This window comes from Streptomyces sp. NRRL F-5755 (genome assembly GCF_001279365.1).
Classification (GTDB): Bacteria; Actinomycetota; Actinomycetes; order Streptomycetales; family Streptomycetaceae; genus Streptomyces; species Streptomyces rimosus.
The window spans coordinates 53702-79298 of sequence record NZ_LGCW01000092.1 but is presented as its reverse complement, the minus strand read 5'-3'; the positions used below and the strand labels follow the sequence as shown (position 1 = coordinate 79298).

Here is a 25597-nt window from a genome sequence, read left to right as displayed (position 1 = left end):
GGAGGGGCGGATCAGCGCCCGGCGCCGGTGCAGCCGCAGGATTCGCGGTGCACGAAGGTGCAGGGGAGCCGGAGGGTGCGCGGTGGGCGGTCCGGTTCCTCCAGCCGTTCCAGGAGCAGCCGGACCGCTGCGGCCCCGATCTCCTTGCTGGGCTGGGAGATCGCCGTCAGACGCGGGGCGAACAGGTCCGCCCACGAGAAGTCGTCGAAGCAGGCCAGGGCGATGTCGCGGGGCACGTCGAGGCCGAGGTCGCGCAGCGCGCGCAGGGTGCCGATCGTCATCGCGTTGTTGGCGGTGATGATCGCGGTGGGCGGTTCGGGGGCGGCGAGCAGGTGCCGGGTGGCGTCCTGGGCGCCCTCCGCCTCGGAGTTGCCGCCCGCCAGCAGTTCGGGGGCGAAGGGCAGACCGCGGGCGCGCAGACCCTCGCGGTAGCCCTGGACGCGCTCGGTGGTGGTGCTCAGGCCGGGCAGCCCGGCGACCAGCCCGATCCGGGTGTGGCCCAGGTCGGCGAGGTGCTCGACGAGCTGCCGTACGGGGGCGGTGTTCTCCGCGCAGACCTGGTCGTACGCGTCGCCGACGAGCCGGTCGAGGAAGACGGCCGGAACCTTGCGCCGGGTGAGGTAGCCGGCCATGCCCGCGGGCTCGGCGGACGGCGCGACGATCATGCCGTCCACCCGGCGCTCGTGCAGCAGCCGCACGACCTTCTGCTCGTGCGCGGGGTCGTCGTGCGGATCGGCGATCAGCAGGCTGTAGCCCGCCTCCAGGGCGCCGGCCTCGACGCCTTGGAGGATCTCGGTGAAGTACGGGTTGCTGATCGCGGAGACCGCCAGACCTATGGAGCGGGTGCGTGCGGTGACCAGCGAACGGGCCAGTGTGTTGTGGGTGTAGCCCAGCTCGTCGATGGCCGCGAGGACGGCGGCGCGGGTGTCGGGGCGTACCGGCCGGGTCTCGTTGAGCACATGCGAGACCGTGGCCACGGAGACCCCCGCCCGCCGCGCCACATCGACCATCGTCGTCATCCGGTCCGTCTCCCCGAGTCCGTCGCCCTGTTTCGCCGGCAGGTGGTCCGCTGCCGGTACGTAGTCCATCACAGCCTAGACGTAAACGCTTGCGCAAACGTTTACCACCGGGTTACGTTCACGCCACCCCATCCCGCAACACCCGCAACACCGCACGAAGACGTGAGGAGGCGCCATGCGCGCTGTCGTGGTCACCGAGCCGGGCCGTACCGCCCTGACCGAAGTCCCCGATCCCCGGCCGGAACCCGCGGAAGTCGTCGTGCGCGTCTCCTCCTGCGGGCTGTGCGGGACCGACATGCACATCCTCGGCGGCGAGCTGCCCGCCGTGCCCTACCCGCTGATCCCCGGCCACGAGCTGACCGGCGAAGTGGTGGCCGTGGGCGAGGGCGTCACCGGCCCGGCCGTCGGCGACCGGGTCGCGGTCAACCCGAACATGCCGTGCGGCGCCTGCCACTACTGCCGCATCGGCCGCGCCAACCTCTGCGAGGACTACCAGGCGATCGGCGTCACCCAGGCGGGCGGTTTCGCCGAACTGGTCGCGGTGCCCGCGCGCTGCTGCCACCTCGTACCGGAGTCCTTCTCCGAGGCCGCGGCGGGCCTGATCGAGCCGCTGTCCTGCGCGGTGCACGGCCTGAACCGGCTGCCCCGGCGCCCCGGTGAGCACTACCTGATCTACGGCGCCGGAACGATGGGCCTGATGATGGCCGCCCTGGTGCGTACCGCGGGCGCCGCCTCCGTGTCCGTCGTGGACCTCAACAAGGAACGGCTGGCCTTCGCCGAGAGCTTCGGCCTGGACGCGGCCGTCACCAACGCCGACCACCTGGGCCGCAAGCCCGGCTTCGAGGTGGTCATCGACGCGACCGGCGCGGTCCCGGCCATCGAGGACGGCCTCGGCCGGGTCCGCAAGGGCGGCACGTTCCTCCAGTTCGGCGTCACCGACCCGGCCCGCTCCGCGAAGTTCTCGCCGTACCTCGTCTACCACCACGAGATCGACATCATCGGCTCGATGGCGGTGCACAACAGCTTCCAGCCCGCCATCGACGTACTGGAGGCCGGGCTCGACCTGGACCCGCTGGTCAGCGACGTGTACGGACTGGAGGACTTCGACGAGGCGGTGGCCCGCTTCCGGGCCGGCACCGGGCGCAAGATCCACATCGCGCCCCAGGGCCCGCAGCACGCGCGGAAGGGGTGACGCGCCGTGCCCGCACGCATCAAGAACGCCCTGATCTGGGTCTTCGGCGCCCTCGGCGGCATCCTGTGGGGCTATGACACCGGCGTCATCTCCGGCGCCATGCTCTTCATCAAGAGCGACATCGCGCTGACCCCGCTGCTGGAGGGCATGGTCGTCTCCGGCCTGCTGGTCGGCGCGATGCTCGGCGCGGGCCTGTCCGGCCGGCTGTCCGACTCCTGGGGCCGGCGACGGCTGATCCTCGCCGCCTCCGCCGTCTTCATCGCCGGCACCCTCGGCGCCGCCCTGTCCGCCACCCCCTGGACGCTGATCGCCTTCCGCTTCGTGCTCGGCATCGGCGTGGGCATCGCCTCCGTCGTCGTACCGCTGTACCTCACGGAGCTGGCGCCCAAGCACCTGCGCGGCGGCCTGACCTCGCTGATGCAGCTGCTGGTCACGGTCGGCATCTTCCTCGCGTACGTCACCGACTACCTGCTCGCCGGGGCGGAGGCGTGGCGCTGGATGATCGGCCTGGGCGTGGTGCCCGCCGCGATCCTCGCGCTTGGCATCGTCACCCAGCCCGAAAGCCCCCGCTGGCTGGTCGGCAAGGGCCGCAACGCCGAGGCGCGGCAGGTGCTCACACGGCTGCGCGGCGCGGGCGGCGCGGCCGACACGGAGCTGGCCGAGATCGAGGAGACCGAGCGCATCGAGCGGGCCGAGAGCCGGTCGCTGACGCTCAAGGACCTCGCCTCGCCCCGGCTGCGGCCGGTCCTGCTGGTCGGGATGCTGCTGGTCTTCTTCCAGAACTTCGTCGGCATCAACACGATCATCTACTACGCGCCGACGCTGCTCACCGACATCGGCTTCGGCTCCGACGGCGCGATCCTCGCCAACGTCGGCATAGGGCTGCTCAACATGCTGATGACGCTGCCCGCCATGCGCCTGATCGACCGCAAGGGCCGCAAGCCGCTGCTGCTGTACGGCGCGCTCGGCATGTGCGTGGCGATGCTCGTACTGGCCGTCACCAACCTGTCCGGCCTCGGGTACGGGGCAGCCCTGTCCGCCCTCACCCTCTTCGGCATCGCCCTGTACATCGCGTCCTTCGCGGTCTCCTGGGGCCCGGTGCAGTGGGTGATGCTGCCGGAGCTGTTCCCGATGCGCATCCGGGCCGCCGCGGTGAGCCTGTGCGTGATGTTCAACTGGCTGTTCAACATGGTGGTCTCGCTGGTCTTCCCGTCGCTGCTGCGCGCCTGGGGAGCGGGCGTGAACTTCCTGTTCTTCGCCGTGACGACGTTCGCCGCCTTCGTCTTCGTACGGAAGCTGCTGCCGGAGACCAAGGGCCGCAGTCTGGAGGAGATCGAACGGGACCTGCTCAAGGGCCGGGAGGGGCACCTTCCGGACAGTGGGCAGGGCCGGCCGGGGCAGTCCGAAGCGGACGGATCGGTACCGGTATCGTCGGGAGCCGACGCCGCACGGTGACGCAGGGTCGCCGGCCGAGCATCCGGGAGTACGAGATGAGCCAGCCCCCCGCCCGCCGGACCGTGCTGCGAGGGGCCGCGCTCGTCGGCGCTGCGGGCTTCGGCGTCGCCGCCTGTTCCGGCGGCGGCTCGGACGGCGCGTCCGCGACACCTGCCGAGCCCGTCACGCTGGGCGCCGCCACCGAGGTGCCGGTCGGCGGTGCCAAGCTCTACCGCGAGAGCCGGCTGCTGGTCTCGCAGCCCGAAAAGGGCCAGTTCAAGTGCTTCAGCGCCAAGTGCACCCACGCGGGGTGCGTGCTGGACAAGATCGAGCGCAACCAGGGCAACTGCCCCTGCCACGGCAGCCGCTTCGACGTGACGACCGGCAAGGTCATCCAGGGCCCCGCCAGCAAGCCGCTGCCGGAGGTGCCGGTCAAGGCGGAGGGCGGCAAGCTGATCGCCGGCTGAGGGGGGCCGTGGGGCGGCCCCGGCCGGTGACGCTGCGCAGTTGGCCGGAAACGGACTGCTCGGTGGCAGGGGCCTGACAAGAGCCGGGAAGAAGATCTACGATCGCACGACGTGGTGCGCCGATGACGCGCGAGGGGGGCTCGTCGTGCCGGGATCTTCGGGCCGAGGCCCCGTGGGGGCGGCATGACCGAGCGCCGTTACCGGGTCATGTGCCCTCCTGTCCCCACAAGCCATGGAGTACCGCCCGCGATGCACTGGAGGCGACTGCGCCGCCGCTGCCGGCGCGTGATCGACGGGATACCGCTGCCCGAGCCGTTCTCCGCGCAGGAACTGTGCGCCCGGCTCGCCGCCGACCGGGACCGCCCGCTGCGGCTGATGACCCTGCCCACCCCGACCGGCCTGGGCATGCCGACCGGCATGTGGCTGGCGACCGAGGAGGGCGACTACGTCTTCTACGACGGCCGGACCAGCCCGCTCCACCAGGAGCACATCATCCTCCACGAGATCGGCCACCTGGTGTGCGACCACCGCACGGCCGTCGAGGACCAGCGGCTCTTCCGGCACATCGACATCGAGGACCCGCACTCCATCCGGCGGGCGCTGGGCCGCACCCGCTATTCCGACCGGCAGGAGCAGGAGGCGGAGATGATCGCCAGCCTGATCCTGGAGGGCGCGGGGCGGGTGCCCGCGCCGACGCTGCTGTCCGGCACGCTCGGCGGCCTGGCCTCCGGCATGGGCCTGCGCGACGCCCGGCACCCGGGAGCGCCGTGTTCACCTGGCTGACCGACCTCGCCTGGCTGGAGAACGCCGGGATCATCGCGCTGTGGGCCGTGGTGCTCGCCCGTGCTCCGCGCGGCCTGACGGACCGGGCGCAGCGGCCCCTGTGGCTCGCCATCGTGATGATCGCGCTGGCCATGTCGATGCACCTGGAGCCGGTCACCGCCGTCCTGGCGCGGCTGGTGCCCGGCGCGCACTGGGTCGATCTGAGCACCCACCTGTTCAGCATCGTCGACGCCGCCGCCGTGCTGTGGTTCATCTTCCAGGCGGCGGGGCGGCAGCGCCGTACGGTCCTGGTGTTCGGCGCCGCCCTCGCGGTGATGGCGGCGCTCGTCGTCCTGGACGTGACCGGGCCGCCGCATCCGCGCAACCAGATCACCCCCTCGCCGGACATCCCGAGCGTGCCGGACGCCTACTGGTACGTCTTCTTCGCCTTCCACCTGACGGCCGACACCACCTGCGGCATCGTCTGCTGGGCCCAGGGCCGCACGGGCGCGCCCCGGCTGCTGCGGTACGGGCTGCGCCTGTTCGGCACCGGCATCCTGCTGGCGTCCCTGCTGTGGGTGCTCAAGCTCTGCTACCTCTTCACCCGTTCGCCGGTCTTCGGCCCGCTGTTCTCGCCGGTCACCGGCGTGGAGGCGCTGTTCATCGCGGCGGGCGTGGCGCTGCCCGTGGTGGCCGGCGTCCGGCGGCTGTGGCGGGACCGTACGGCCTACCGGGGGCTGGCCGTGCTGTGGCGTGAGCTGACGGCGGTGACGCCGGACGTGGTCCTCGGGCCGGGCAGCCGGCTGCTCGACGCCGTGCTGCCGCTCCAATTGCGCCTGTACCGCCGCGTCATCGAGATCCGCGACGCGATGATCGTGCTGCGCGACTACGTCTCCCCGGCCACCCTCGACGCGGTCCGCCGGCACGTGGACGGCCAGGCCGTCCCCGGCCACCTGGCCGACGCGCATGTCACCGCCTGCTGGCTGGCGGCCGCGCTGCACGCCCGGCGCACGGGGGAGAAGCCGCGGGCCCAGACCGTCAACCTCGCGGGCCCCGGCGCGGGCGATCTCGGCGCGGAGGTCCGGCACCTGCTGCGGATCGCGGATGCCTACCGGTCTCCCGTGGTACGCGCCTACCGGGCGGTACACGTCGACACCGGGTGACGGAGCCGCGCCGCGGCCCGCCGCCGACGGGCCGCCAACTTCGTACGACGAGAGGAAGACCGTGCTCATTGCCTTCGCCCTGACGCCCATGGGTGTGGAGGAGAACGGCGCGGCGTACGTCGCCGACGCCATCAAGATCATCCGGGAGTCCGGGCTGCCGAACCGCTCGGACTCCATGTACACGATGATCGAGGGGGACTGGGACGAGGTCATGGACGTCGTCAAGCGCGCGACCGAGGCGGTCGCGGCGCGGGTGCCGCGCGTCCAGGTCAGCATCAAGGCCGATGTGTGGCCGGGGATGGACCGTCCGCTCGACGGGAAGATCGCCATGCTGGAGCAGCGCGTGGCACAGAACGCGGCCGCCGCCGACGCGCTGGACGGCAGCACGGCCGCCGCGGACGCCGACGCGTCGGGCGTCCCGGCCACCGGCGCTCCGGGCGGGCCGGCCACCGGCGCTGAGCCCACCCCGTAACGGCCCCGCACGGCGGCCGTCCGCCTCACCCCCAGTCCCAGCCGATCCCCACGATCCCGGGCCGTACCCCCTGCTCCACCAGGTGTACGGCCCGGTGCTGCCCGCTCAGCGTCAGCTCCTGCTGCCCCGAGCGCGGCGCGCCCGCCTTCGTACGGGTGAAGCGGCGGCAGCGCACCGGCAGGGCCGCCTCGTCGAAGCACACCTGGAGGACATACTGGCCGCCGGCGAAGCGGAAGCCGCGTACGTATTCCGCGCTCTGGCCGCCGCTGCCGTCCTCGAAGGTGTAGCCGAAGACATGGGTGTCGCCGGCGCGCAGCCGGACGTCGAAGAGCAGCTCGGCGACCACCATCGCGGTGGCGGCGTGCCGGCGGACCCGCCCCAGGCGGCAGTTCTCCCCGGCCGTGACGACCACCCGGGACGTGTCGCAGCCCGCGTCGCCCTGGTGTATGGCGACGTAGCGGTCCACGCCGTCCCGGTGCGCGCGCACCACCTGGAGGGAGCGGCGCCCGCTCATCTCGCGTCCGGCCCCGATGTGCACCCATTCGTGGTGGCCGACCGTGTGCAGCCCCCCGTCCGTGGGGGCCTCCAGCTCGGCCAGGAGCTGGTGCAGCACGTCCGAGGGGTCGAAGAGCGTGCGGTAGGAGCGGGCGGCGGGGCGCTCCTTGGTCTCGGACCGCGGGCCGCCCTCGGGGACCAGCAGCCGGTGCAGGGACTGCGCGGGCAGCTCCAGGACCTCTTCCAGGGCCCGTACGGCGCGCAGCGACTCGGGGCGCTGGGGGCGCCGCGCCCCCTGCTGCCAATAACTCAGGCTGGTCACCCCGACCTTGATCCCGCGCTGCGCCAGCTTGTGCTGGACGCGGTGCAGGGCCAGCCCGCGGGCGGCCAGGGCGGCCCGCAGCGCCAGGTGGAACGGGCCGGTCTGGAGAATCTGCGTCAGCTCGGTCAATTGCGGTGATACCGGGCCCGGTTCCGGGTGCGCCCGAGGTGTCTGGTGTGCGGCTTTCCGGTGTGCTTCGTGAAGCTCACGAGGTGTGTGAGGTACCTGTTGTGTCGTGTGCTGTGTCATCGCCCAACCCTTCGGCGCGCGCGGTGAACGTTCACAACCGGACTTCACACCGTGCGCGGGCCCTGCCTGTCCGCTGCAGTACGCCGGGCGCGGGCCGTTCACACCCGGGACCGGACGTCCACACCCCCATGTCACCCCGCATTGAAGCGTGTTGACCTGCTCCCGACAACACCCGATGCTCCTGACCAGCATCCGGATGCGCTCCTCCGTAACAACCCCCTCGTTCGGGAGGAACGCCATGACTTCGGCACCCCACAGCCGCGGCGCACGCCGCAGATGGCTGTCGGCAGCGGCACTGTCGGCCGCCGCGCTGACCGCCGTACCCGTCGCACCGGCCACCGCCGCGCCCGCCCCCACCGGCACGGCAGCCACGGCCCCCCACGCCGTGGCGGCCGCCAACCGGCTCAACATCACCATGCAGGCCCAGGAGAAGACCAACTGGTGCTGGGCCGCCTCCGGCAACACCATCGCCACCTTCTACGGCAGGCGCTACAGCCAGAACCAGTTCTGCAACGCCGCCTTCAACCGGCAGCAGGGCACCACCTGCCCCAACAACCAGGCCACGCTCGGCAACGTGCAGAACGCACTCGACTGGGCCGGCATCAACCGCGGCTCGTACGTCTCGGGCTACCTGTACTACGGCACCGTACAGAAGGAGATCAACGCGGGCCGCCCCGTCGAGACCCGCATCCAGTGGTCCTCGGGCGGCGGGCACATGCACGTGATCTACGGTTTCGACACCGCGAACAACTGGGTCTACTGGGGCGACCCGTGGGGCTCCAACAACCGCTACAACTGGGGCGACTACAACTACTACGTCAACGGCAGCGAATTCTCCTGGACCCACTCGCTCTACCGGATCGGAGCCTGACATGACCGAGCGCAGCGCTCCGGCCGCATCCGCCACCGCTCCCGGCACCCCGGCCCGCCGCACCGCCGTACGGGCCGCCGCCACCGGCACGCTCGCCGCCGCCCTCCTCGGCCTCGCGCCGCAGAGCGCGCTGGCCGCCACCCCCGCGCCGCCGCCCGCACCCGCCATATCGGCCGTCACCGAGGCCCGCGCGGCGGCCACCGCACCGGACACCCTCGCGACGCTCTCCCGCTTCTTCGCCCGCGACGGAGCGGTCGCCGCGGCCAAGGCGCAGCCGCGCATCGAGGGGCGGACGGTACCGGTGTACGTGCTCTCGCCCGACTTCGTACGAGGGAAGGCCGGGGCCCCGGTCTCCCGGCTGGAGTTCCTGGCCAGCACCGCGGTCTCCGCAGACGGGCAGAAGGCGTCCGTGTGGACCGCCCGCAGCCGCGGCGCGTGGAAGGTCGTCAACATCGCGACCGGCGACGACGAGGCCCGCTACAGCGCGGCGGCGGACGGCGGCACCGTCTTCCAGGAGCCGCAGATCAACGCCTGGTACGAGCAGCGCGGCGACCGCATCCGGCCGCTGGACGCCGAGGCGCGCAAGGCCATCGGCGCGGGCGGCATCACCGTCGCCGCGTACCAGAAGCGGGTCGCCAAGGCGTACGGCGACAAGCTGCCCGGCTCCGCGTACGACCGGCGCGGCGCTGCGGGCGGCTACGGCCCGCAGGACGGCGCGGAGAGCGCAGCCGCAGCGGCCCGTCCGCAGCCCGTCGCGGCCGGCGCCGCCGCGGACGACAGCAGCGGTCCGGTGACCGCGGCCTCGGCCGTGGCGGGCACCGCCGCGCTGCTCGCCCTCGGCCTCTCCGGGGCGGCGGCGCTGCGCAGGCGCCACAGCCGCTGAGGCTCGGCCCGGGGGACCGCCCGCCCCGGGCCCGCGCCGGCCCGGACGGGCCCACCCGCCCGGGCCGGTGCCCGCGTCCGCGCCCCGCGCCAGGGGCGCGGACGCCCCGCCGCACCACCGGCGCACGCGCCCGCCGCCGCCCGCTGTCACCGCCCCCAAGTAGGGTGGGCGGCATGGCAGACCCCAGCAGTTACCGACCCAAGCCGGGACAGATCCCCGACTCGCCCGGGGTCTACAGATTCCGTGACGAGCACCGCCGCGTGATCTACGTCGGCAAGGCCAAGAGCCTGCGCCAGCGCCTGTCCAGCTACTTCCAGGACCTGGCCAACCTCCACCCCCGCACGCGCACCATGGTCACCACCGCGGCCTCCGTCGAGTGGACGGTCGTGAACACCGAGGTCGAGGCCCTCCAGCTCGAATACACCTGGATCAAGGAGTACGACCCGCGGTTCAACGTCAAGTACCGCGACGACAAGAGCTATCCGTACCTGGCCGTCACCCTCAACGAGGAGTATCCGAGGGTGCGGGTCATGCGCGGCGCCAAGAAGAAGGGCGTGCGCTACTTCGGCCCGTACGGCCAGGCGTGGGCCATCCGCGAGACCGTCGACCTGCTGCTGCGCGTCTTCCCCGTGCGGACCTGCTCCGCCGGGGTCTTCAAGCGCTCCGCCCAGATCGGCCGCCCCTGCCTCCTCGGCTACATCGGCAAGTGCTCGGCCCCCTGCGTCGGCCGCGTCTCCCCCGAGGAGCACCGCGAACTGGCCGAGGAGTTCTGCGACTTCATGGCCGGCCGCACCGGCGCGTACATCCGCCGCCTGGAGAAGTCCATGCAGGAGGCCGCCGAGGAGATGGAGTACGAGCGCGCCGCCCGGCTGCGCGACGACGTGGACGCGCTGCGGCGCGCCATGGAGAAGAGCGCCGTGGTGCTCGCCGACGCCACCGACGCCGACCTGATCGCACTAGCCGAGGACGAACTGGAAGCGGCCGTGCAGATCTTCCACGTCCGCGGCGGCCGGGTGCGCGGCCAGCGCGGCTGGGTCACCGACAAGGTCGAGAACGTGGACACCGCGGCCCTCGTCGAGCACGCCCTCCAGCAGCTGTACGGCGAGGAGAGCGGCGACGCCGTACCCAAGGAAGTGCTGGTCCCGGCGCTGCCGGACCCGGTCGAGCCGATCCAGCAGTGGCTCACGGAGCGCCGCGGCTCGAACGTTTCCCTGCGCATCCCGCAGCGCGGCGACAAGAAGGACCTGATGGCCACGGTCCAGCGCAACGCCCAGCAGGCCCTGGCCCTGCACAAGACCAAGCGCGCCTCGGACCTGACCACCCGTTCCCGCGCCCTGGAGGAGATCGCCCAGGCCCTCGGCCTGGACTCGGTGCCGCTGCGCATCGAGTGCTTCGACATCTCCCACCTCCAGGGCGACGACGTGGTGGCCTCCATGGTCGTCTTCGAGGACGGCCTCGCCCGCAAGAGCGAGTACCGCCGCTTCCAGATCAAGACCTTCGAAGGCCAGGACGACGTCCGTGCCATGCACGAGGTCATCGGACGCCGCTTCCGCCGCTACCTCCAGGAGAAGCAGCAGACGGGGGAGTGGGAAGAGGAGACGCCCGCGGCGGAGGACACTGCGGCGGCCGCCGGGGAGGACGCGCCCGTGGCCACCGGCCCCACCGACGAGGAGGGCCGCCCCAAGCGCTTCGCCTACCCGCCCCAGCTGGTCGTCGTGGACGGCGGCCAGCCGCAGGTGGCCGCCGCCCAGCGGGCCCTGTCCGAGCTGGGCGTCGACGACGTCGCCGTATGCGGCCTGGCCAAGCGCCTCGAAGAGGTCTGGCTGCCCGACGAGGACGACCCCGTCGTGCTGCCCCGCAGCAGCGAGGGCCTCTACCTGCTCCAGCGCGTACGTGACGAAGCCCACCGCTTTGCCATCGCCTACCAGCGCAACAAGCGCGGCAAGCGCCTCAGGTCCGGGCCCCTGGACAGCATCCCCGGGCTCGGCGAGAGTCGCCGCCAGGCCCTCCTGAAGCACTTCGGCTCGGTCAAGCGGCTGCGCGCCGCCCGGGTCGAGGACATCTGCGAGGTGCCGGGCATCGGCCGCAAGACGGCCGAGACCATCGCGGCGGCACTGGCCGGAGCGGCCCCGGCCGCCCCCGCCGTGAACACCGCCACAGGAGAGATCATTGAGGATGACGGGGCCGCACCGGCCGCGTTGTCATCGGAACGGGGGCTGGAACGATGAGCGGCAGCACAGAGCAGTACAGGCACGACCAGCGGGACGCGCGCGACACACCGCGCCCCCGCGAGACCGAGGAAGACGGTGCACAGGTGAGTACGGGCACGATGCGCGAGGCCGGCCAGGGCGAGAGCGCCGCCATCCCCGAGCTGGTGATCATCTCGGGCATGTCGGGAGCCGGCCGCAGCACGGCAGCCAAGTGTCTGGAGGACCTCGGCTGGTTCGTCGTGGACAACATCCCGCCCGAGCTGATCCCGCCGATGGTCGAGCTGGGCGCCCGCTCGCAGGGCAACGTCGCCCGCATCGCCGTCGTCGTGGACGTCCGCGGCCGGCGCTTCTTCGACAACCTCAAGGAATCCCTGGCCACCCTCGACGCGCAGAACGTCAAGCGCCGCATCGTCTTCCTGGAGTCCTCCGACGAGGCCCTGGTGCGCCGCTTCGAGTCGGTGCGCCGCCCGCACCCCCTCCAGGGCGACGGCCGCATCGTGGACGGCATCGCCGCCGAACGCGACCTGCTGCGCGAGCTGCGCGGCGACGCCGACCTGGTCATCGACACCTCCAGCCTGAACGTCCACGAACTGCGCGCCAAGATGGACGCCCAGTTCGCCGGCGAAGAGGTCCCCGAGCTGCGGGCCACGGTCATGTCCTTCGGCTTCAAGTACGGCCTGCCCGTCGACGCCGACATGGTCATCGACTGCCGCTTCATCCCCAACCCGCACTGGGTCCCCGAGCTGCGCCCGTACACCGGCCTGAACGACGAGGTCTCCGGCTACGTCTTCGGCCAGCCCGGCGCCAAGGAGTTCCTGGACGGCTACGCGGAGCTGCTGCGCATCGTCGCCGAGGGCTACCGCCGCGAGGGCAAGCGGTACGTCACCATCGCGGTCGGCTGTACGGGCGGCAAGCACCGCAGCGTCGCCATGTCCGAGAAGCTCGCCCACCGCCTGGTCTCCGAAGGCGTCGAGACCGTCGTCGTCCACCGGGACATGGGGCGCGAATGACCGCCCGTCCCCTGCGGCTGCGCCGGGTCCGCAAGCTGGTCCCGGGCAGCCGCTCCGGCAGGGGCGCCACACCCAAGGTCGTGGCGCTCGGCGGCGGCATGGGCCTGTCCGCCTCGCTGGCCGCGCTGCGCCGGATCACCGGTGACCTGACCGCCGTCGTCACGGTCGCCGACGACGGCGGCTCCAGCGGGCGGCTGCGCGACGAGCTGGGCGTCCTGCCGCCCGGCGACCTGCGCAAGGCGCTGGCCGCGCTGTGCGGGGACGACGACTGGGGCCAGACCTGGTCCCGGGTGATCCAGCACCGCTTCACCAGCGAGGGCGAACTGCACGACCACGCCGTCGGCAATCTCCTCATCGTCGCCCTGTGGGAACAGCTCGGCGACCACGTCCAGGCCCTGGACCTGGTCGGCAAGCTGCTCGGCGCGCACGGCCGGGTGCTGCCCATGTCCGCCGTACCCCTGGAGCTCCAGGCCCTGGTCAAGGGGCACGACGAGGCCCGCCCGGACGACATCTCCACGGTCCGCGGCCAGGCCACGGTCGCGCTCACCCCCGGCGAGGTGCAGTCCGTGCACATCGTCCCCGAGGACCCGCCGGCCGTGCCGGAGGCCGTCGCCGCGGTGCTCGACGCCGACTGGGTGGTGCTCGGCCCCGGCTCCTGGTTCTCCTCCGTCATCCCGCATCTGCTCGTGCCCGAGCTGCGCGAAGCGCTGGAGGAGACCAAGGCCCGCAAGGTCCTCTCGCTGAACCTGGCACCCCAGCCCGGCGAAACCGATGGCTTTTCCCCGCAGCGTCATTTGGAGGTTTTGGCCCGACACGCCCCTAAACTCGCCTTCGACGTGGTGCTGGCCGACCGGGCCGCCGTGCCCGACACCGAGAGCCTGACCGTCGCTGCCAAGCAGCTCGTCGGCAGCGAGGTCGAGCTGGCGGCGGTCGCCGCGCCCGGCAGCCCCTGCGGCACGGCGGAGCCCCACAAGGGAGCCGCCCGGCACGACCCGGAGCTGCTGGCCGCCGCGTACGACCGTATTTTTCGGATGCATGGAAGGATCGGCCCATGGCGATGACGGCAGCGGTGAAGGATGAAATCTCCCGGCTCCCCGTCACCCGGACCTGCTGCCGGAAGTCGGAGGTCTCGTCGATCCTGCGGTTCGCGGGCGGTCTGCACCTGGTCAGCGGGCGCATCGTGATCGAGGCGGAGCTGGACACGGGCATCGCCGCCCGGCGGCTGCGCAAGGACATCCTGGAGATTTTCGGCCACTCCTCCGACCTGGTGGTCATGGCCCCCGGCGGCCTGCGGCGCGGCAGCCGCTACGTCGTACGGGTCGTCGCCGGCGGCGACCAGCTCGCCCGCCAGACCGGCCTGGTCGACGGCCGCGGCCGGCCCATCCGCGGCCTGCCCCCGCAGGTCGTCTCCGGGGCCACCTGCGACGCCGAGGCCGCGTGGCGCGGAGCCTTCCTCGCGCACGGCTCGCTCACCGAGCCCGGCCGCTCCTCCTCCCTGGAGGTCACCTGCCCCGGGCCCGAGGCGGCCCTCGCGCTGGTCGGCGCGGCCCGCCGGCTCGGCATCGGCGCCAAGGCCCGCGAGGTGCGGGGCGTGGACCGTGTCGTCGTCCGGGACGGTGATGCGATTGGCGCGCTGTTGACGCGCCTGGGGGCCCATGAGTCCGTACTGGCCTGGGAGGAGCGGCGGATGCGCCGCGAGGTCCGCGCCACGGCCAACCGCCTCGCCAACTTCGACGACGCCAACCTGCGCCGTTCGGCGCGAGCCGCGGTGGCCGCGGGGGCCCGTGTCCAGCGCGCCCTGGAGATTCTCGGCGAGGAGGTCCCCGAGCACCTCGCCGCGGCCGGCCGCCTGCGCATGGACCACAAGCAGGCGTCCCTCGAAGAACTGGGCGCCCTCGCCGACCCGCCCCTGACGAAGGACGCGGTCGCCGGCCGCATCCGCCGCCTCCTGGCGATGGCCGACAAGCGCGCCCAGGACCTGGGCATCCCCGGCACGGAGTCGAATCTGTCGGAGGAGATGGCGGACGGGATGGTCGGCTGAGGGCTCGCGCCGCCGTGCCGAAGGGTTTCGTCGGCCGGTGGTGGGCCGTTCGCCGTGGCCGACTTGCTGCCCGTACCGGGTGGCGCGCACCTTTACCCGGTGCACGGGGCCGGTCCTCCAGACTTCGTCCTCCGGCCCAGCCCCTCCTGCCGTACGGCGAGGGACGGCCGGTGGGGGCAGGCGTCCCCCACCCACGTACGTGTCGGTCTGACGCGTACGGGAGGGTTCGGCACCGTAGGACGGAGTCTGGAGGGGCCGGGCCCGCGCCACCGCCGTACCGGGGAGTTTCGACGGCCGGTGGTCCATTAGCCGCCGTGGCCGACTCGCTGCCCGTACCGGGTGGCGCACACCTTTATCCGTATACGGGGCCGGTCCTCCAGACTTCGTCCTCCGGCCCAGCCCCTCCTGCCGTACGGCGACGGACGGCCGGTGGGGGCAGGCGTCCCCCACCCACGTACGTGTCGGTCTGACGCGTACGGGAGGGTTCGGCACCGGAGGACGGAGTCTGGAGGGGCCGGGCCCGCGCCAATTTCGGGCGCCCTGAGGGCAACGGGCACCCCCGGAAAACCATGTGCGGCCCACCCCAGCCGCCCCTAGCCTCCGGCAAATGGACGCATTGCGGATCAGACCGATGGGGGCGGACGATCTCGCGTCGGCGGAGCGCGCTTCGGCGCTGACGTTTCTCGACGCGGATCGGCTTGCCCGCAGGGCCCGCGACCCGGAGCCCGAGCTGCGGCCCGCCGCTGCCGCCCGGCGCTGGATCGACCGGATGCGCTACTACCTGGACGTCGACCCGGGCGGCTGCTGGGTCGCGGTGGACGCCGGTACGGAGGCGGGCACCGATCAGGTGGTGGGCTTTGCCGTCTCCCAGAACCGCGACAGCCTCTGGTACCTCGCCACCTACGGCGTTCTGCCCGGCCACCAGGGCCGCGGCATCGGCAAGCGCCTGCTGGACGCCGCCCTCGCGCACGCCGACGGGCGCCCCGGCATCTTCTCCTCCAGCGTCCACCCCGGCGCCACCCGCCGCTACCGGCTCGCCGGCTTCTCGCTGCATCCGCAGATGCAGATGGTGGGGACCGTCGACCGGTCCGTCCTGCCCGCGGTGGACGGGCTCCGGGACGGTGGTCCGGACGACTTCGTGTGGATGGACCGGCTGGACCGCGACCTGCGGGGCGCCGGGCACGGCCCCGACCACGGCTGTCTGCTCGCCGCCCACCGGCTGGTCGTCACCCGAGACCGGTCCCGGCCGGGGTACGTGTACGTCGACGACCGGGGGCGCGCCGTGCTGCTGGCCGCCGAGCGGGCGGACACCGCGCAGCGGCTGCTGTGGGAAGCGCTGGCCGCGTCGTACGGGGACACCCTCGTCAACTGCATCACCGCCCCCAACGAATGGGCGATCGACGTCGGTCTCGCCGCCGGGCTCGCCATCAGCCAGGAGGGGTACATCGCCGTTCGCGGGATGCCTGTCCCGGCGCCGTACCTGGCGGCCGGGCACTTCCTGTAGGCCGTCGGGACACCCCCGTACGGCCACCGCTTTTGGCCACGGGCTGTATTGACATGATCATGCAGCGTGACCAGTCTGGCGAGCGCCCATTCACGAGGTGGACGACGGCAAGGGGGGTTCATGAGACGCAAGGCGAGATCACTGCTCGCGGCGGCGGCGTTGCTGCTGGGCGGGGTGACGGCGGTGCCGGCCGCGCAGGCGCAGGCGCGGGACGGCGGGGGAGGGGACCGGGACGCCATCGGGACGTGGAGCGGTCAGGTCAGTGCGGCGCAGGTGCCGCTGCTGCTGAAGGCCGGTGTGGACGGTCACGAGCTGGGCGCGCAGGTGCCGAAGACCGGTAAGGGGCAGATCGAGGTGCAGCTGTCCGCCGCGCAGGCGGCCGGGTTGCGCAAACAAGGGGTCCAGCTGACCCGCAAAATCGTTTCCTCGGAGACGCAGCGCAAGCTCAAGGCCCAGGGTGACCGGGTCTTCCGGCCGTACATGGGCGTCAACGGCCTGATGAAGGAGATGATCGACACCGCCCGGTTCAACCGGAAGCTGGCGAAGGTCGTCAGCATCGGCAAGACCGTCCGGGGCCACGACATCATGGCCCTGAAGCTCACCAAGAACGCCGACACCACCGAGGACGGCGCCAAGCCCGCGGTGCTGTACCTGTCCAACCAGCACGCCCGGGAGTGGATCACCCCGGAGATGACCCGCCGGCTGATGCAGTACTACCTGGCCGGGTACGGCAAGGACCCGCGGCTGACGAAGATCCTCGACACCACCGAGCTGTGGTTCGTACTCTCCGCCAACCCCGACGGCTACGACTTCACCTTCGAGAGCCCGCAGAACCGCATGTGGCGCAAGAACCTGCGGGACAACAACGGCGACGGGAAGATCACGCCGGGCGACGGCGTGGACCTCAACCGCAACTTCTCCTACAAGTGGGGCTACGACAACGAGGGTTCGTCCCCCAACCCGTCCAGTGAGACCTACCGCGGCCCGTCCGCCGCCTCCGAGCCGGAGACCAAGGCGCTGGACGCCTTCGAGAAGCGCATCGGCTTCCGTTACGCCATCAACTACCATTCCGCCGCCGAGCTGATCCTCTACGGCGTCGGCTGGCAGGTCGCCACGCCGACCCCCGACGACGTCCTGTACCGGGCCCTGGCCGGCACCCCGGAGAAGCCCGCGATCCCCGGTTACCGCCCGCAGGTCTCCTCGGAGCTGTACACCACCAACGGCGAGGCCGACGGCCACGCGTCCAACGTCAACGGCATCCCCATGTTCACCCCGGAGATGTCCACCTGTCAGACCGCGTCGAACGCCGACCCCAACGACGAGTGGAACGCCGCCGACTGCCAGTCGGTCTTCACCTTCCCCGACTCCGAGAAGCTGATCCAGGCGGAGTTCGAGAAGAACATCCCCTTCGCGCTCTCCGTCGCCGAGAGCGCCGGGCGCCCTGACCAGCCCGTTTCTTCGGTGGGCGTGAAGGCCCCCGACTTCACCCCGCACGCCTTCACCACCTCCTACGCCCGTGGCGAGGAGCAGCAGGTCGCCGTCACCGCGCGCAAGTCCGTACGGGACAAGGAGCTCAACTACCGCGTCAACGGCGGGCAGCGGCACACCGAGGAACTCAAAGCCTGGAAGGGCGGCGAGACCTACGGCGGCGAGGACAACCTCCACTTCGACCAGTACCGGGCCGCCGTCGAGGGCGTGGACCCCGGCGACAAGGTGGAGGTGTGGTTCACCGGCCGTACCCGCGACGGCAAGGCCACCAGGAGCGAACCCTTCACCTACGCCGTCGCCGAGCGGCCCCGCGCCGACACCCTGGTCGTCGCCGAGGAGGGCGGCTCCGCCCCCGCGCGGCACACCGCCGCGTACACCAAGGCCCTGGCCGCCAACGGCCACCGCGCGGCCGTCTGGGACGTCGCCCGGCAGGGCACCCCGGACGCGCTCGGTGTGCTGAGCCACTTCGAGAAGGTGGTCTGGTACACCGGCGCGGGACGGCCGGGCGGCGCCACCCAGCTGGCCGTACGCGACTACCTCAACGAGGGCGGCAAGCTGCTCACCGCCGGTGAGCAGGCGGGCGGCAGCGCCGTGGTCGGCCGGGCGGTCAGCGACGACTTCGCCCAGTACTACCTGGGCGCCGGCAGCCGGATCTCCCTGAAGTCGCCGCCCTCCTTCAAGGGCGACGGCAAGCTGGCCGGCACGGAGGTCGAGCTGGGCGACGCGCCCGGCAACCCGCTGGACGCCGCCGGTACCCACTCGGTCATCTCCGACGAGCTGCCGCCCGCCACGTTCCCGCAGTTCGCGAGCGCCGCGGCCGGTACCTACCCGGGCGTACGGTCGCCGTTCCAGCCGTACGAGGGCGACTGGTTCGCCGCCGCGCGGCACCGCGACAACTCCTGGATGCGGCTGGCCCGGACCGTGGACCTGACCGGCGTGGCCGCGGGCAGCCGGCCCGCCCTGCAGTTCATGCTCAGCCACGACACCGAGGCGGGCTACGACAACGCCGTCATCGAGGCGCACACCGTCGGCAAGGACGACTGGACCACGCTGCGTGACGCGAACGGCGGCACCGGCACCGACGTACCCGCCGACTGCGGCCAGGGCTACTACCTGACCACCCACCCCTTCCTCCGGCACTACCTGACCCGGACCGGCACCCAGTGCTCCAACACCGGCACGACCGGTGCGTGGAACCGCTTCACCGGCAGCTCGAACGGGTGGCGGCCGGTGTCCGTGGATCTGTCCGCGTACGCCGGGCAGCTGGTCGAGCTGGCGATCTCCTACGTCGCCGACCCCGGCACCGGCGGCCGCGGCGTCTTCGTGGACAACGCCAAGGTCGTAACCGGTGCCGGCAGTGAGCCCCTGGAGGGCTTCGAGACCTCCCTCGGGCCCTGGTCGGTCCCCGGGCCGCCCGCCGGCAGCCCGGCCTCCTCGGGTGACTGGACCCGCTCCAAGGAGCTGTTCCGTACGGCCGGCGCGATCACCACGCGTAACACCGTCCTGCTGGGCTTCGGCCTGGAACACGTACAGACCGCCGCGCAACGGGCCGAACTGACCGGCGCGGCGCTCGACGCGCTGGACGACTGATCGCTCTCGTACTCTCTCGGCGAACAGGGCGGCCCGTGGCCCCAGAGTGGGCCCGGACCGCCCCTGTCAATGTCACGTACGTCTCGTATTGGGGGTAGGGTCGGAGGCGGTCGGGGACATCCCATACAGCTCGCCGGTGGTGAACCGGCGCACCAACGAGGAGATCGGTTCGTGACGATCCGCGTAGGCATCAACGGATTCGGCCGCATTGGTCGCAACTACTTCCGCGCGCTCCTGGAGCAGGGTGCGGACATCGAGATCGTCGGTGTCAACGACCTGACCGACAACGCCACCCTGGTTCACCTGCTGAAGTACGACTCCATCCTGGGTCGTCTGAAGCAGGACGTCAGCCACACCGACGACACCATCACGGTCGGCAACCAGACCTTCAAGACGATGGCCGAGCGCGACCCCGCCAACCTGCCCTGGGGCGAGCTGGGCGCCGACATCGTCATCGAGTCGACCGGCATCTTCACCAAGAAGGCCGACGCCGAGAAGCACATCCAGGCCGGCGCCAAGAAGGTCCTGATCTCCGCGCCCGCCAAGGACGAGGACATCACGGTCGTGATGGGCGTCAACCAGGACAAGTACGACGCGGCCAACCACCACGTCATCTCCAACGCCTCCTGCACCACCAACTGCGTGGCGCCGATGGCCAAGGTTCTCGACGAGAACTTCGGCATCGTCAAGGGCCTGATGACGACCGTCCACGCGTACACCAACGACCAGCGCATCCTGGACTTCCCGCACAAGGACCTGCGCCGCGCCCGCGCCGCCGCGGAGAACATCATCCCGACCACGACCGGTGCCGCCAAGGCCACCGCGCTGGTCCTCCCGCAGCTGGAGGGCAAGCTGGACGGCATCGCCATGCGCGTCCCGGTCCCCACCGGCTCCGTGACCGACCTGGTCGTCGAGCTGGAGCGCGAGGTCACCAAGGACGAGATCAACGCCGCCTTCCAGAAGGCGGCCGAGGGCCAGCTCAAGGGCATCCTGGAGTACACCGAGGACCAGATCGTCTCCTCGGACATCGTCAACTGGCCGGCGTCCTGCACGTTCGACTCCTCCCTGACGATGGCGCAGGGCAAGAGCGTCAAGATCATCGGCTGGTACGACAATGAGTGGGGCTACTCCAACCGCCTGGTGGACCTGACCGTCTTCGTCGGCGGCCAGCTCTGACATCCGCCTGATCCAGGCCAGGGCACGTAGCTGTGCGGAAGGGGCTCGTAGGGCGCACCGAAGCGCCGTACGGGCCCCGTCCCATGACCGACCTACGCAACGGAGTCACTTCGCATGAAGACGATCGACGATCTCGCCCAGGAAGGGCTGTCCGGCAAGCGGGTCTTCGTCCGCGCCGACCTGAACGTGCCGCTGGACGGCACCACCATCACCGACGACGGCCGCATCCGCGCCGTCCAGCCGACGATCGCCAAGCTGGCCCAGCTCGGCGCCAAGGTGATCGTCGCCTCCCACCTGGGCCGCCCCAAGGGCGCCCCGGACCCGGCCTTCTCGCTGCGCCCCGCCGCCGAGCGGCTCGGTGAACTGATCGGCCGCGAGGTCGCCTTCGCCACCGACACCGTCGGCGAGTCCGCCCGCTCGGTGGTCGCCGGGCTGGGCGAGGGCGAGGTCGCCGTCCTGGAGAACCTGCGCTTCAACCCGGGCGAGACCAGCAAGGACGACGCCGAGCGCGGCGCCTTCGCGGACCAGCTCGCAGCCCTCGCGGACGTGTACGTCGGCGACGGCTTCGGCGCCGTGCACCGCAAGCACGCCTCCGTCTACGACCTGCCGGCCCGCCTGCCGCACGCCGCCGGCGACCTGATCGCCGCCGAGGTCACGGTCCTGAAGAAGCTCACCGAGGACGTCAAGCGCCCGTACGTGGTCGTGCTCGGCGGCGCCAAGGTCTCCGACAAGCTCGCCGTCATCGACGAGCTGCTCGGCAAGGCCGACCGGCTGCTGATCGGCGGCGGCATGGCGTACACCTTCCTCAAGGCCAAGGGCTACGAGGTCGGCATCTCCCTCCTCCAGGAGGACCAGATCCCGGCCGTGACCGAGTACATGCAGCGCGCCGAGAAGAACGGCGTCGAGCTGGTCCTGCCGGTCGACATCCTGGCCTCGGCGGACTTCCCCGACCTGAAGACGAAGGCGCCCGCCGACTTCGTCACGGTCGACGCCGACAGCATCCCCTCCGACAAGGAGGGCCTGGACATCGGCCCGAAGACCCGCGAGCTGTTCGCCTCGAAGATCGCCGACGCGGAGACCGTCTTCTGGAACGGCCCCGTGGGCGTCGCCGAGCACCCCGACTACGCGGGCGGCACCACCGCCATCGCGCAGGCCCTGCTGAACTGCGACGGCTTCACCGTCGTCGGCGGCGGCGACTCGGCCGCCGCCGTGCGCTCGCTCGGCTTCGACGAGAATGCTTTCGGCCACATTTCGACCGGTGGCGGCGCCAGCCTCGAATACCTCGAAGGCAAGACGCTCCCCGGCCTCGCCGCTCTGGAGGACTGAAGAACCGTGACTGACCGTACCCCGCTGATGGCGGGCAACTGGAAGATGAACCTCAACCACCTCGAGGCCATCGCGCACGTCCAGAAGCTCGCCTTCGCACTCGCCGACAAGGACTACGAGGCCACCGAGGTCGCGGTCCTGGCCCCGTTCACCGACCTGCGCTCGGTGCAGACGCTGGTCGACGGCGACAAGCTCAAGATCAAGTATGGCGCCCAGGACATCTCGGCGCACGAGTCCGGCGCGTACACCGGCGAGATCTCCGGCAGCATGCTCGCCAAGCTCAAGTGCAGCTACGTGGCCGTCGGCCACAGCGAGCGCCGCCAGTACCACGGCGAGAACGAAGAAATCTGCAACGCCAAGGTCAAGGCGGCCTTCGCGAACGGCCTGACCCCGATCCTGTGCGTCGGCGAGGGCCTGGACGTCCGCAAGGCCGGCAACCAGGTCGCGCACACCCTCGCCCAGGTCGACGGCGGCCTCAAGGACGTCCCGGCCGAGCAGGCCGAGACCATCGTCATCGCCTACGAGCCCGTGTGGGCCATCGGCACCGGCGAGGTCGCCACGCCCGAGGACGCGCAGGAGGTCTGCGGCGCGATCCGCGGCCGCCTCGCCGAGCTGTACAGCCAGGAGCTGGCCGACAAGGTCCGCATCCAGTACGGCGGCTCGGTCAAGTCCGGCAATGTCGCCGCGATCATGGCGCAGCCGGACGTGGACGGCGCCCTGGTCGGTGGTGCCGCGCTCGACGTGGACGAGTTCGTCAAGATCGTCCGCTTCCGCGACCAGTAGCAGCTATGACGACGGGCCCGGCCCGTCGTACCCTGTCGGGGCCGGGTCCGGCGTCATGTGCGCCACCCGGCCCCGTACCATTCGATCTTCTTAGGTACGTCCCGTCCGCCAGTCCTAGAGAGTTGGTCCAGCCGTGGTCATCGGGTTCTCGGTAGCCCTCATCGTCTTCAGCCTGCTGCTGATGATGCTGGTGCTCATGCACAAGGGGAAGGGCGGCGGCCTGTCCGACATGTTCGGCGGCGGCATGCAGTCCTCGGTCGGCGGCTCCTCCGTCGCGGAGCGGAACCTGGACCGCATCACCATCGTCATCGCCCTGCTCTGGTTCGCCTGCATCGTCGTGCTGGGCGTCCTGATGAAGCTGGACAGCTGACACGGTGTCGGGGACGCGGCCTATCATGAGGGCGGCGTCCTCGGTGGGGGTGTAACTCCTGTCACTGGACGCGCGTTGGGCCTTACGTAGACTGGGGCGCTCCGCAGCGCGACTGCTGTTCGATGCTTCGCAGCACCATTACGCAGGGAGTTACAACCGTGGCAAGTGGCAACGCGATCCGAGGGAGTCGGGTCGGGGCGGGGCCGATGGGGGAGGCGGAGCGGGGCGAGTCCGCGCCGCGCATCCGCATCTCCTTCTGGTGCTCGAACGGGCACGAGACTCAGCCCAGCTTCGCCGGTGACGCGCAGATTCCGGACACCTGGGACTGCCCGCGCTGCGGCTTCCCGGCAGGCAAGGACCGGGACAACCCGCCGGACCCGCCGCGCACCGAACCGTACAAGACCCACCTCGCGTACGTCCGCGAGCGCCGCAGCGACGCCGACGGCGAGGCGATCCTCGCGGAGGCGCTCGCCAAGCTCCGCGGGGAGATCTGACGGATCAGCACACGACGGCCGGCCCGGCCGGAGGGAACCACCACCCTTCCGGCCGGGCCGTTCACGTATCCGGCCTGCGGCCGGGCGGGGGACCGGTTGCGTGCCGCTCCGAGGTGCCGAAACGGTTTCCCGGGGCAGTCGGCAGCGGGGGGACACCTCATCCCGCACCCTGATCAATTAGGTTGGGAGACGGCGGGGCCGGTACGAGAAGAAGAAGGCTGATGTCCGAGATGAACGCAGAAGGCCGCAGGCTCGACCAGACGGCCGAGTGGACCGCGCTGGGCAAGCACCGGGAGCAGCTGGGGGAGGTGCGGCTGCGCGACCTGTTCGACCAGGACCCGGACCGCGCCGGACGCTACACCCTCCAGGTCGGCGACCTGCACCTGGACTACTCCAAGCACCTGGTCACCGACGAGACGCTGCGCCTGCTGCGCGAGCTGGCCGCGGCCCGTGGCGTGGCCGAGCTGCGGGACGCGATGTTCCGCGGCGAGAAGATCAACGTCACCGAGAACCGGGCCGTGCTGCACACCGCGCTGCGCGCCCCCGAGTCCGCCCAGGTCAAGGTCGACGGCGAGAACGTCATGCAGGGCGTCCACCAGGTCCTGCGCAAGATGCAGGTCTTCACCGACCGGGTGCGCTCGGGCGAGTGGAAGGGCCACACCGGCAAGCGGATCAAGACGGTCGTCAACATCGGCATCGGCGGCTCCGACCTGGGCCCGGCGATGGCGTACGAGGCGCTGCGCGCCTACACCCACCGCGACATGCAGTTCCGCTTCGTCTCCAACGTCGACGGCGCCGACCTGCACGAGGCCGTCCGCGATCTCGACCCCGCGGAGACGCTCTTCATCGTCGCCTCGAAGACCTTCACCACCATCGAGACGATCACCAACGCCACCTCCGCCCGCAACTGGCTGCTGACCGGCCTGCGGGCCGGTGAGGAAGCGGTGGCCAAGCATTTCGTCGCGCTGTCGACCAACGCCGAGAAGGTCGCGGACTTCGGCATCGACACCGACAACATGTTCGAGTTCTGGGACTGGGTCGGCGGCCGCTACTCCTTCGACTCCGCGATCGGCCTGTCCCTCATGCTGGCGATCGGCCCCGAGGCGTTCCGCGAGATGCTGGCCGGCTTCCACCTCGTCGACGAGCACTTCCGCTGCGCGCCCGCCGAGGAGAACGTCCCGCTCCTGCTCGGCCTGCTGGGCATCTGGTACGGCAACTTCTGGGACGCGCAGTCGCACGCGGTGCTCCCGTACAGCCACTACCTGTCCAAGTTCACGGCGTACCTCCAGCAGCTGGACATGGAGTCCAACGGCAAGTCCGTGACCCGCGACGGCAACCCGGTGCACTGGCAGACCGGCCCCGTCGTCTGGGGCACGCCCGGCACCAACGGCCAGCACGCGTACTACCAGCTCCTCCACCAGGGCACGAAACTCATCCCGGCCGACCTCATCGGCTTCGCCAACCCGGTCGAGGACCTCCACCCCGGCCTGGTCGCCCAGCACGACCTGCTGATGGCCAACCTCTTCGCCCAGGGCCAGGCGCTGGCCTTCGGCAAGACCCCCGACGAGGTACGGGCCGAGGGCGTCCCCGAGGAACTCGTCCCGCACAAGACCTTCCAGGGCAACCGCCCCACCACCACCATCCTGGCCAAGGAACTCACCCCCTCCGTACTGGGCCAGCTGATCGCCCTGTACGAGCACAAGGTCTTTGTCCAGGGCGCCGTCTGGAACATCGACTCCTTCGACCAGTGGGGCGTCGAACTCGGCAAGGTCCTGGCGAAGCGGGTCGAGCCCGCGCTCACGGAGGGCGCGGACGTCGAGGGGCTGGACGCCTCGACGCGGTCCCTGGTGGCCACGTACCGCGAGATGCGGGGCCGCTGATGGCGGCGGAGGAGGGGGTTCTGGCCGAGTTCCTGGACCTCCTCACCCCGGAGAACCGGCAGTGGTTCGAGACGCGCCCGGAGGCCGAGCAGCGGGAGGTGGCGACCCGTCACCTGGAAGCCGTACAGGGCGACAAGGAACACGCCCTGGGTGCCTACGACACGCATGACACTGACGTGTCGGGTGTGGCGGTGGGGGATCTCCAGGATCCCGCGCACGTCGCCAATGCGATGGTCCGGCAGGAGCGCGAGCGCAGGCCGTGACCGGCTGAGGCCCGGTCGTGGTGGGCGCGGGCCCGGCCCCTACGGACTTCGTCCTGCGGTGCCGAACCCTCCCGTACGCGTCAGACTGCCGCGCCGCGGGTGGGGGGACGCCTGCCCCCACCGGCCGTCCGTC

At 71.4% G+C, this 25597-nt stretch carries 22 protein-coding genes and 1 pseudogene; 21 read left to right on the top strand and 2 right to left on the bottom strand.

The features are described from left to right. Window positions 1-11 precede the first annotated feature (11 nt). The gene (locus ADK86_RS12250; protein WP_053696622.1) at window positions 12-1019 is read right to left on the bottom strand and encodes a LacI family DNA-binding transcriptional regulator; all 1008 of its coding nucleotides are present in this window, start codon (window positions 1017-1019) and stop codon (window positions 12-14) included. 175 nt (window positions 1020-1194) lie between these two features. On the opposite strand from ADK86_RS12250, the gene ADK86_RS12245 reads away from it, so the two are divergent. From ADK86_RS12245 to ADK86_RS12220, 6 genes and pseudogenes are all read left to right on the top strand, one after another. Further along, window positions 1195-2211: a zinc-dependent alcohol dehydrogenase family protein gene (locus tag ADK86_RS12245; protein WP_053696611.1), complete on the top strand. Its 1017-nt coding sequence runs from the start codon at window positions 1195-1197 to the stop codon at window positions 2209-2211. A 6-nt stretch (window positions 2212-2217) separates the two neighbouring features. Further along, window positions 2218-3666 (top strand): sugar porter family MFS transporter, encoded by a 1449-nt coding sequence (locus ADK86_RS12240; protein ID WP_053696610.1) that lies wholly within the window; start codon window positions 2218-2220, stop codon window positions 3664-3666. Window positions 3667-3701: 35 nt separating this feature from the next. Further along, a complete protein-coding gene (locus ADK86_RS12235; RefSeq protein ID WP_030372287.1) occupies window positions 3702-4112 on the top strand; it encodes a Rieske (2Fe-2S) protein in 411 nt (136 codons plus the stop codon). A 249-nt stretch (window positions 4113-4361) separates the two neighbouring features. Beyond that, window positions 4362-4895: an ImmA/IrrE family metallo-endopeptidase gene (locus tag ADK86_RS43090; protein ID WP_063788979.1), complete on the top strand. Its 534-nt coding sequence runs from the start codon at window positions 4362-4364 to the stop codon at window positions 4893-4895. Beyond that, a complete protein-coding gene (locus ADK86_RS12225) occupies window positions 4880-6037 on the top strand; it encodes an MAB_1171c family putative transporter (RefSeq protein ID WP_053696608.1) in 1158 nt (385 codons plus the stop codon). Before ADK86_RS43090 ends, ADK86_RS12225 begins: the two co-directional genes overlap by 16 nt. Window positions 6038-6098: 61 nt before the next feature. Beyond that, window positions 6099-6389 (top strand): annotated as a pseudogene (locus ADK86_RS12220) (MTH1187 family thiamine-binding protein); the annotation flags it as partial. Window positions 6390-6534: 145 nt separating this feature from the next. On the opposite strand, the gene ADK86_RS12215 reads toward ADK86_RS12220, so the two are convergent. Next, window positions 6535-7455 (bottom strand): hypothetical protein, encoded by a 921-nt coding sequence (locus tag ADK86_RS12215; RefSeq protein WP_053696606.1) that lies wholly within the window; start codon window positions 7453-7455, stop codon window positions 6535-6537. Between the two features lie 358 nt (window positions 7456-7813). Here ADK86_RS12215 and ADK86_RS12210 point away from each other — a divergent pair, with 358 nt between their 5' ends. The 15 genes from ADK86_RS12210 (at window position 7814) to ADK86_RS12140 (ending at window position 25464) form a co-directional block, all read left to right on the top strand. Beyond that, window positions 7814-8446: a papain-like cysteine protease family protein gene (locus ADK86_RS12210; RefSeq protein WP_053696605.1), complete on the top strand. Its 633-nt coding sequence runs from the start codon at window positions 7814-7816 to the stop codon at window positions 8444-8446. 1 nt (window position 8447) lies between these two features. After that, window positions 8448-9329, top strand: coding sequence for a hypothetical protein (locus ADK86_RS12205; RefSeq protein WP_053696604.1), 882 nt, complete (start codon window positions 8448-8450; stop codon window positions 9327-9329). A gap of 173 nt (window positions 9330-9502) precedes the next feature. Continuing rightward, the gene (uvrC, locus tag ADK86_RS12200) at window positions 9503-11557 is read left to right on the top strand and encodes an excinuclease ABC subunit UvrC (protein ID WP_053696603.1); all 2055 of its coding nucleotides are present in this window, start codon (window positions 9503-9505) and stop codon (window positions 11555-11557) included. Window positions 11558-11658: 101 nt separating this feature from the next. After that, window positions 11659-12549: an RNase adapter RapZ gene (gene rapZ, locus ADK86_RS12195; protein ID WP_050498867.1), complete on the top strand. Its 891-nt coding sequence runs from the start codon at window positions 11659-11661 to the stop codon at window positions 12547-12549. After that, window positions 12546-13610, top strand: coding sequence for a gluconeogenesis factor YvcK family protein (locus tag ADK86_RS12190; protein WP_053696602.1), 1065 nt, complete (start codon window positions 12546-12548; stop codon window positions 13608-13610). Before rapZ ends, ADK86_RS12190 begins: the two co-directional genes overlap by 4 nt. Continuing rightward, window positions 13601-14590: a DNA-binding protein WhiA gene (whiA, locus tag ADK86_RS12185; RefSeq protein ID WP_003987139.1), complete on the top strand. Its 990-nt coding sequence runs from the start codon at window positions 13601-13603 to the stop codon at window positions 14588-14590. The genes ADK86_RS12190 and whiA overlap by 10 nt, the downstream gene beginning before the upstream one ends. Before the next feature lie 607 nt (window positions 14591-15197). Beyond that, entirely contained in the window at window positions 15198-16094 is an 897-nt protein-coding gene (locus ADK86_RS12180) for a GNAT family N-acetyltransferase (RefSeq protein WP_063788978.1), read from the top strand. A gap of 120 nt (window positions 16095-16214) precedes the next feature. Beyond that, window positions 16215-19172, top strand: coding sequence for a M14 family metallopeptidase (locus tag ADK86_RS12175; protein ID WP_053696600.1), 2958 nt, complete (start codon window positions 16215-16217; stop codon window positions 19170-19172). A 171-nt stretch (window positions 19173-19343) separates the two neighbouring features. Then, complete coding sequence (gene gap, locus ADK86_RS12170) at window positions 19344-20348, top strand: type I glyceraldehyde-3-phosphate dehydrogenase (protein ID WP_030597894.1); 1005 nt, start codon at window positions 19344-19346, stop codon at window positions 20346-20348. A gap of 114 nt (window positions 20349-20462) precedes the next feature. After that, window positions 20463-21674 (top strand): phosphoglycerate kinase, encoded by a 1212-nt coding sequence (locus tag ADK86_RS44395; RefSeq protein WP_053696599.1) that lies wholly within the window; start codon window positions 20463-20465, stop codon window positions 21672-21674. A 6-nt stretch (window positions 21675-21680) separates the two neighbouring features. Then, the gene (gene tpiA, locus ADK86_RS44390; RefSeq protein WP_053696598.1) at window positions 21681-22457 is read left to right on the top strand and encodes a triose-phosphate isomerase; all 777 of its coding nucleotides are present in this window, start codon (window positions 21681-21683) and stop codon (window positions 22455-22457) included. A gap of 133 nt (window positions 22458-22590) precedes the next feature. Beyond that, entirely contained in the window at window positions 22591-22827 is a 237-nt protein-coding gene (gene secG, locus ADK86_RS12155) for a preprotein translocase subunit SecG (RefSeq protein WP_003986537.1), read from the top strand. A gap of 158 nt (window positions 22828-22985) precedes the next feature. Beyond that, window positions 22986-23321 (top strand): RNA polymerase-binding protein RbpA, encoded by a 336-nt coding sequence (locus ADK86_RS12150; protein ID WP_003986538.1) that lies wholly within the window; start codon window positions 22986-22988, stop codon window positions 23319-23321. A 230-nt stretch (window positions 23322-23551) separates the two neighbouring features. Next, complete coding sequence (pgi, locus tag ADK86_RS12145) at window positions 23552-25201, top strand: glucose-6-phosphate isomerase (RefSeq protein ID WP_053696621.1); 1650 nt, start codon at window positions 23552-23554, stop codon at window positions 25199-25201. Beyond that, window positions 25201-25464 carry a hypothetical protein gene (locus tag ADK86_RS12140; RefSeq protein WP_053696597.1) on the top strand — a complete coding sequence of 88 codons (264 nt, stop codon included), beginning with the start codon at window positions 25201-25203 and terminating at the stop codon, window positions 25462-25464. The genes pgi and ADK86_RS12140 overlap by 1 nt, the downstream gene beginning before the upstream one ends. Window positions 25465-25597 lie beyond the last annotated feature (133 nt).

Bases quoted from the DNA above. Each gene is read 5' to 3' on its own strand.
- ADK86_RS12250 (WP_053696622.1), bottom strand. From the start codon at position 1,019: ATGACGACGATGGTCGATGTGGCGCGGCGGGCGGGGGTCTCCGTGGCC.
- pgi (WP_053696621.1), top strand. From the start codon at position 23,552: ATGAACGCAGAAGGCCGCAGGCTCGACCAGACGGCCGAGTGGACCGCG.
- rapZ (WP_050498867.1), top strand. From the start codon at position 11,659: ATGCGCGAGGCCGGCCAGGGCGAGAGCGCCGCCATCCCCGAGCTGGTG.
- whiA (WP_003987139.1), top strand. From the start codon at position 13,601: ATGGCGATGACGGCAGCGGTGAAGGATGAAATCTCCCGGCTCCCCGTC.
- ADK86_RS12235 (WP_030372287.1), top strand. From the start codon at position 3,702: ATGAGCCAGCCCCCCGCCCGCCGGACCGTGCTGCGAGGGGCCGCGCTC.
- ADK86_RS12175 (WP_053696600.1), top strand. From the start codon at position 16,215: ATGAGACGCAAGGCGAGATCACTGCTCGCGGCGGCGGCGTTGCTGCTG.
- ADK86_RS12180 (WP_063788978.1), top strand. From the start codon at position 15,198: ATGGACGCATTGCGGATCAGACCGATGGGGGCGGACGATCTCGCGTCG.
- uvrC (WP_053696603.1), top strand. From the start codon at position 9,503: ATGGCAGACCCCAGCAGTTACCGACCCAAGCCGGGACAGATCCCCGAC.
- ADK86_RS12210 (WP_053696605.1), top strand. From the start codon at position 7,814: ATGACTTCGGCACCCCACAGCCGCGGCGCACGCCGCAGATGGCTGTCG.
- ADK86_RS44395 (WP_053696599.1), top strand. From the start codon at position 20,463: ATGAAGACGATCGACGATCTCGCCCAGGAAGGGCTGTCCGGCAAGCGG.
- ADK86_RS43090 (WP_063788979.1), top strand. From the start codon at position 4,362: ATGCACTGGAGGCGACTGCGCCGCCGCTGCCGGCGCGTGATCGACGGG.
- ADK86_RS12205 (WP_053696604.1), top strand. From the start codon at position 8,448: ATGACCGAGCGCAGCGCTCCGGCCGCATCCGCCACCGCTCCCGGCACC.
- ADK86_RS12190 (WP_053696602.1), top strand. From the start codon at position 12,546: ATGACCGCCCGTCCCCTGCGGCTGCGCCGGGTCCGCAAGCTGGTCCCG.
- ADK86_RS12140 (WP_053696597.1), top strand. From the start codon at position 25,201: ATGGCGGCGGAGGAGGGGGTTCTGGCCGAGTTCCTGGACCTCCTCACC.
- ADK86_RS12245 (WP_053696611.1), top strand. From the start codon at position 1,195: ATGCGCGCTGTCGTGGTCACCGAGCCGGGCCGTACCGCCCTGACCGAA.